Genomic DNA, 6392 nt, shown 5'->3' with positions numbered 1-6392 from the left:
CTCCGCCACTGGCAGAACCGAAATGAAGGTACGGTTTTTCAGACCCTTGTGAAAGGTCACGGCGCCATCGACGGTCGCGAAGATCGTGTGATCCTTGCCCATGCCGACACCTTCGGCGGGCCAGAACTTCGTTCCGCGCTGGCGGACGATGATGTTGCCCGGAATGACGGATTCGCCGCCGTATTTCTTGACGCCAAGGCGACGACCGGCTGAGTCGCGCCCGTTACGGGATGAACCGCCTGCTTTTTTATGTGCCATCTCGGTCTCTCCTTAGCCTTTGGTCTTTTCTTTGGCCTGTTCGACCCAGCCTTCACGCTCGATCCGGCCTTTGAAAGACAGTTTCTCGTTCATCGCATCGATGTCGTCCTGCGTCCATGCCGCGATCTGCGCGAAAGTGGTCACGCCGGCATCATGCAGCTTCTTCTCCAGCGCCGGGCCCACACCGCTCAGCGCCTTCAGGTCGTCCGGCTCCGACGGGTTGCCAAGCTCGGCCTTGGGTGCTTCGTCACCGCCTGCCAGCTTTTCGGCTTCCTTCGGGTTGGCCGCCTTCTTTGCTTTCTTCGGTTCGGTCGACTTTTCGTCGGCCTTGCCGGTCGCGACGCGCTTGGCCATTTCGGCCTGATCGGTCTTGTTCATGGTGTAGCGCTCTTCCATCGCGGCTACAGCTGCCGCACTGACCGAACCCGTACCGATGGCGGCCTTGACGTCGGACTTGCCCGCACCGGAGGACAGGATGTCGGTGATCCGGACGAGCGTCAGCTTCTGGCGCTGGCCCTTCGTCCGTTTGGACGAATGCTTCCGGCGGCGCTTGACGAAGTGAATGACCTTCTCACCCTTGATCTGGTCCACGACCTCGGCCTGAACGCCCGCGTCCTCGATCAGCGGGCCGCCAACCTTGGGATCGTCCCCGCCCAGCATCAGAACTTCGTTGAACTGAACCGTTTCGCCGGCGTCCGCCGCAATACGTTCCACCCGCAGCATATCGCCGGACTGGACCTTGTATTGCTTGCCGCCTGTCTTGATGACCGCAAACATGCGCTATCCTTCTCTTGTCTTTCGCGTCCTGCGGTCCCCTTGCGGGTGTTCCGGATGCCCCCCGCGGGGTCGATCCACCTCGAACAGCGCGCCCTTGGGCGTCATTGAATAAAGCCCCGTGCAGGGATTCCTGCCGGGATGCGGGCTTATCCGCGCAACCGGGCTGCAAGTCAAGCGGGTTTCCCCGGCGCGTTCCGCTAAAGTTCCCCGCTTTGGCGGTTCACCGCGACGAAGCGCCCGAGGGCATAGGACAGCTCCGCGCGCGCCGCACCGAAACCCGCGAAAAGCGCCGCGTTGAGGGCACGCCCCGCGGGGCTTTCCATGAAGGCCGCATAGGCAGCTAGGTCGCCTTCGGGCAGCGGGTGATAGGCCAGCAGCATATAGGCGCCCAGCCATATGCGTGTCTGCTCTTCGATCCTGTCGTGCTGGGCCGCGGCCTCTGCCAGATGGTCGGCTTGGGAGCCGTCGATGGCGCCGCCTTCGTCCAGCCCGCGCAGGAACTGGTAGTTGGCATTGAGCGTTGCGGCGACATTGCGGCCCACCATATCGTTGGCCTCGATGATCCGGCGGACCTCTGCCAGTACCGGATCGCCCTGTGTCGTCAGTTCCGCGTACCGCTCCTTCGCGGCGGCCTCCACCTCTGGATCGGCCATGAGCCGCCGGGCATCGAGTTCCAACTGGGTGACGCTCTGCCCCGCGCCCGTGCCGTAGAATGCGACAGCGCGGTCCATCAGGTCACCGGGCAGATGCGCGGCCATCGCCTGCCGAAGGGCTTCGAGGGTACGCTCGGGCGTGAGGACTGCACGTAGCTGAGCCTCCCACACGGCGCCCCCCTGCCCGTCTAGCATGTCGGCCTCGATTCGCTCGGCCTCGCGCCGGTTCTCTTCCTGCAGGATGCCGGCGAATTCCGTCAGTCGCATCAGATCCATCAGGACCGCAATGCGCGCGTCCGCATGGGCCGGCAGCGCCAGCACCGCAAGAAGCGGCCAGAGCGCCAGCGCCCTCAGCATCAGAGATCCTGACTGGGCTGCATCTCCGACAGCCGTTCCGCCACCGCTTCGAACCGGTTCGCCATGATCTCGTATTGCACGGCGTTCATCAGCTCATAGACCTGCTGCATCTTGGGGTCTTCCAGGGCTTCGGCATAGGTTATCAGCTCTTCATCCGTGAAGGCCTGATAGGTATAGGCGGCCCCTTCCAGCGCGCTTTCCCGCAGCCCTTCGCGCAAAGCCTCGCGCTCGCTGCGCATGGCTTCGCGCAGGTCGGGCTCTTCCATCCGAAGCTCGATGACCCCCGCCGCGGCGGCAGCCAGCAGGAACCGTATCTGCACCTCCTGCATGGCGGCGATGGAGGTATCCTCCACCGCGCTGGCGGCGTTCAGACGCTCCAGAATGGCGACCCGGTCGGAGTCCATCCCGCGCAGCCCTTCCAGAATGGCGCCCCCCGCTTCGGCCTTGAAACCTTCTTCCTCTTCCATGTGGGCGTCGTTTTCGGTCGCCACGAGCCGCTGCCCCAGTTCGGAGCCATAAAAGGCGATGCCATGCTCCAGAAGGTCTTCGGGAAGCGTTTTCTCAAGGATCTCCAACCCCATGTCATGCATGACCGAGGTCGCGAAGACGTCGTCCACCAGCCGGGACCATTCTGAGCCGAAATCATCAGCCGCGAGTCCCAGCATGGCGGGCGCACTGTCGGCGGAGAGCCGGATGCTTTCGAGCGCGACGTCAAAGCCCGTCACTTCGAGAAAGGTTTCCACCCGCTCCCGTTCAGCCGCCGCACCCGCGGCACCGGCAAGCGTAAGGACGAAGGACAGCGCGAGGGCCATACCCAGTGCTGTCTGACGGAAAATGAAGGCCATCTGCGGCTCCTCTGTTGCATTGCGTTAAGGCCTCAGCCTAGGACAATTGACGCCTGCGGCAATCAAATATCCCGTGTTACGCGCCGACCGGCGAAACCCCTCTTGCCAGCCGCAGCAAACCCCACTAAACGGGCCACCCAGACCCCCGCGGAGAGGTGCCGGAGTGGTCGAACGGGGCGGTCTCGAAAACCGTTGACCCTTCACGGGGTCCCAGGGTTCGAATCCCTGTCTCTCCGCCACTGGCTCCTGCATACTTATGCGGCTTTTCTGATCTCAGGCTGCCCAGTTCTCGCTCGCGCCTCTGATTGCAATGGGCTACCAATCGACACACGAAGCTGCCGCCGCCATATCAAGCACTTCAATACCGTTCGACCTAACGACGACGGTCTTCGAGCGCCCCTTCCCATTCACCCCCCGATCCGAATGCCGATCTTGCCCATATGGGACTTCTCGAGAAACGCCTCCTGAGCCGCGCGCAGGTCGCGCAGGGGATAGGTCTGTGCAAGTACGGGGCGGATTTCGCCGCGCTCGATATAGCCCACCAGATCGGCAAAGACCTGCGGCCCCTGCCGCGTGCTTCCAATCAGCGTCAGGTCCTTGAGGTAGAGCGTACGCAGGTCAAGCTCCACGATCGGGCCGGCGATGGCGCCCGAGGTCACGTAGCGGCCCCGCACCCTCAGCCCATCGAGCAGCCGGGGCCACTGCGCCCCGCCGACGAGGTCGAGCACGACATCGTATGCATCGTCGGGCAGTGGATCCTCGCGGCCCAGAATGGCGTCGGCACCAAGCGCGCGCAGGTCTTCCGCCTTGGCCGGGCTGGTCACTGCAGTCACATGGGCGCCACGCCGCTTGGCGAGTTGGACGCCAGCCGAACCGACACCGCCCGAGGCGCCGGTAATCAGCACCCGTTCGGCACCGAGGCCCGCGCGCTGGATCATCCCTTCCGCCGTTGAAAAGGCACAGGGAAAGGAGGCCAGTTCGATGTCCGAAAGGTTGCTTTCGATCCGCAGGGCATGTTCAGAACCCACGGTGGTGAATTCCGCAAAGCCGCCGTCGCGTTCCGACCCGAAGGTGACCAGCGCGTCCTCCTCGCCCCCTGTGGGGCGATGCATGGGCTGGACCAGCACCCGTTCTCCGATACGGGCCGGATCGACCCCCTCGCCCACCGCGACGATTTCGCCGCAACAATCCGCCCCCTGCACGCGCGGAAAGCTCAGGGCGCCGGACCAGCCGCCGTCCGTGTCCGAAGCACCGCCATAGCCCGTCGTCGCGGCGGCGTTCGTGTCGCCCCTTACGGCCTTGGAATACCAGCCGGTTCGGGTGTTCACATCGGTGTTGTTCACCGCAGCGGCGCCGACGCGGATCAGCACTTCGCCCGCCACGGGGCGCGGCACCGGCATATCCTCGCGCCATTCCAGACGGTCGAGGCCACCATGGCCGGTCAGTACCATTGCTTTCATCGTATCGGGTAAGGTCATCATCGCCTCCGGGTCATGGTAGAATGTTCACTCTACTTGCTTAAGTAGAGGGATCATTCTACATGGTCAAGCATGAGCGATACGATGACCAAAATAGCCGCCGGGTTGGAGCGTGCCTTCGCCGCCCGCGGATTTGCCGAACCCAGCGTCGAGGACTTGCGCGATATGGCGGGTGTCAGCCTGCGCACGCTCTATAAATACACCCCCTCCCGGTCGGACATGGTGCTGGCGGCGCTGGAGCATCGCCATACCCGCTATCTTTCGCACCTGTTCGATGCCCTGCCCGTGAACCCGGAAGATGCGCTCGACGCCATGTTCGACCGCATCGGGGCTTGGATGGCAACGGAAACCGCGCACGGCTGCCTGTTCCATGGCGCGGTCGCAGCCGAACCGGGCAGCGCGCATCTGCGGGACCTGCTTTCAAGACATAAATCCGAAGTGGCCCACCGCGCTGCGAAAGCCGCCGCGGTCCCCGGCCGGGAGACTGAACTTCTGATCGTGATGGAAGGTCTAACACAGGCTTGGGCGCTGCATCGCGACGCCGCCGTGACGAGCGCAAAGCGGCTGGCCCGGGGCTTGCAGGTGCAAGAGAACGTTTAGAGCGGATTGTTTGCAGCTACCGTGAGGAGGGGTCCGCCAGTGCCCCCTGGGAAATTCTGCAAACCACCGCCGCGGAAAAGTTTGCGGCTTATTCCGCGGCCTTAAGGTACGTCATGGATCGCACCGGGGTAGCGTTTCATTAAGAGATTGCTTTCCTACGTCCAGCCTTTGCCTTCATCGAATCCAACTCGGGGTCGGGCAAAACGATAGCCCTCCCACATAAATTTAATCGCGCCAAATATACCAAGCTGGGGAAGGACTTGTCGCAATAGCTGTTCGGGCGTTATGATAGTGACGGGCGTCTTAGTTTTAGAGCGTGCTGCGACCTTCTGTAATTTGTAATCCATCGTTAGAAAGTAGTTCATGTGAGCGCATTCGGCGCACCAAATATGATACGCATCACGTGCTTGGTTAAGATTTAGCGGTTTCTGCGTCCCTTGGTATGCTCGGTCATTTTAGTAAGTTCGATAAATCGTGGGTGTCGGATACCGCACAAAAAATCCAAAACGTAATCTTTAGGTTCCCTCACCGCGCTCGCGATAATCCGTGACTGAGGGGAAATTGGGTCGGCTACCTTTCGGATAGGACAGCCGAAAAAGCGACCGGATGCGCTGACCATGCCGGGAAGGCCCCACATCTCAAGATCGACTTCTCCATGGATATGAAACGCAAGACGGCCAGAAAGCCCAGCATAGGCTAGCATCGCTAGGAGTACTGCATCACGCTTCTGCATCTCGTTTTTGATCTTGTGCAGATCATCTTTGATGTATGGTTCGTGAACTTCGATTTCTTGTTCAAGGCCACCCCAGTTGATCGTGTCCTTCCTCAGGCGGTACACATGCTTCTTTACGGCAGCAAACTTCAATATATTTGTGTCAATAAATACGTCAGCTAGCGATTGAGATACTTTCAAAACGACTGTGTCTTTGCTGCGCGGTTTACTAGTCGCAATATGATTTGACAGACATCGTTTCGCAATGCGTTGCGCAGATTAACCAGCCACATAGGCGTATCCCTTCACGCTCTCATAAGCGTCGGTCGGGCTAAATTGCCGACAAACAACGTGATCGCTCTAGGGTCAGGACCCATTGATTTCCGCACGGCGACATGATTCACGGTTGGAAAAACGAGCGGTGAACATGTCTGATCTATTCTGGCTGACAGATGCGCAAATGGCGCGTCTTGAGCCCTTCTTCCCCAAGTCCCACGGCAAACCCCGCGTCGATGATCGGCGTGTGTTGAGTGGGATTATCTTCATCAATCGCAATGGCTTGCGTTGGCGCGACGCGCCTAAGGAATACGGGCCGCACAAGACGCTGTACAACCGTTGGAAGCGGTGGAGCGACAAAGGTATCTTTGCCCGGATGATGGCAGGTCTGGCCGAAAGTCACGAGGAAAAGAAGACTGTGATGATCGACGCCACG

At 61.0% G+C, this 6392-nt stretch carries 8 protein-coding genes and 1 tRNA gene; 3 read left to right on the top strand and 6 right to left on the bottom strand.

Annotated elements, in window-relative coordinates; all coding sequences use genetic code 11:
• From rpmA to A3764_RS11075, 4 genes are all read right to left on the bottom strand, one after another.
• On the bottom strand, positions 1-258 hold a 258-nt coding region (gene rpmA / locus A3764_RS11090; protein WP_067951590.1), incomplete at its 3' end, for a 50S ribosomal protein L27.
• 12 nt (positions 259-270) lie between these two features.
• The gene (locus A3764_RS11085) at positions 271-1035 is read right to left on the bottom strand and encodes a 50S ribosomal protein L21 (protein ID WP_067921114.1); all 765 of its coding nucleotides are present in this window, start codon (positions 1033-1035) and stop codon (positions 271-273) included.
• A 197-nt stretch (positions 1036-1232) separates the two neighbouring features.
• Positions 1233-2045, bottom strand: a complete 813-nt coding sequence (locus A3764_RS11080; RefSeq protein ID WP_082851125.1) for a DUF2059 domain-containing protein — start codon at positions 2043-2045, stop codon at positions 1233-1235.
• Entirely contained in the window at positions 2045-2890 is an 846-nt protein-coding gene (locus tag A3764_RS11075) for a DUF2059 domain-containing protein (RefSeq protein ID WP_067921112.1), read from the bottom strand. The genes A3764_RS11080 and A3764_RS11075 overlap by 1 nt, the downstream gene beginning before the upstream one ends.
• Before the next feature lie 149 nt (positions 2891-3039).
• On the opposite strand from A3764_RS11075, the gene A3764_RS11070 reads away from it, so the two are divergent.
• Positions 3040-3129, top strand: a tRNA-Ser gene (locus tag A3764_RS11070).
• A gap of 168 nt (positions 3130-3297) precedes the next feature.
• Here the strand turns inward: A3764_RS11070 and A3764_RS11065 are convergent.
• On the bottom strand, positions 3298-4371 hold the full coding sequence (locus A3764_RS11065; RefSeq protein WP_201722229.1) for an alcohol dehydrogenase family protein: 1074 nt from the start codon (positions 4369-4371) through the stop codon (positions 3298-3300).
• Between the two features lie 81 nt (positions 4372-4452).
• Between A3764_RS11065 and A3764_RS11060 the strand changes: the two genes are divergently transcribed.
• Positions 4453-4968, top strand: a complete 516-nt coding sequence (locus A3764_RS11060; protein ID WP_067921122.1) for a TetR/AcrR family transcriptional regulator — start codon at positions 4453-4455, stop codon at positions 4966-4968.
• Positions 4969-5386: 418 nt separating this feature from the next.
• Here A3764_RS11060 and A3764_RS11055 read toward each other — a convergent pair whose 3' ends face one another.
• Positions 5387-5881 carry a hypothetical protein gene (locus A3764_RS11055; protein ID WP_067921110.1) on the bottom strand — a complete coding sequence of 165 codons (495 nt, stop codon included), beginning with the start codon at positions 5879-5881 and terminating at the stop codon, positions 5387-5389.
• 226 nt (positions 5882-6107) lie between these two features.
• On the opposite strand from A3764_RS11055, the gene A3764_RS11050 reads away from it, so the two are divergent.
• Positions 6108-6392 (top strand): IS5 family transposase (locus A3764_RS11050; RefSeq protein WP_067951591.1); only part of this gene is annotated, 285 nt, incomplete at its 3' end.

Source organism: Sulfitobacter sp. HI0129 (assembly GCF_001635395.1).
Lineage (GTDB): Bacteria > Pseudomonadota > Alphaproteobacteria > Rhodobacterales > Rhodobacteraceae > Sulfitobacter.
The sequence above is the reverse complement of the archived record's forward strand: the minus strand, read 5'-3'. Positions and strand labels throughout refer to the sequence as shown.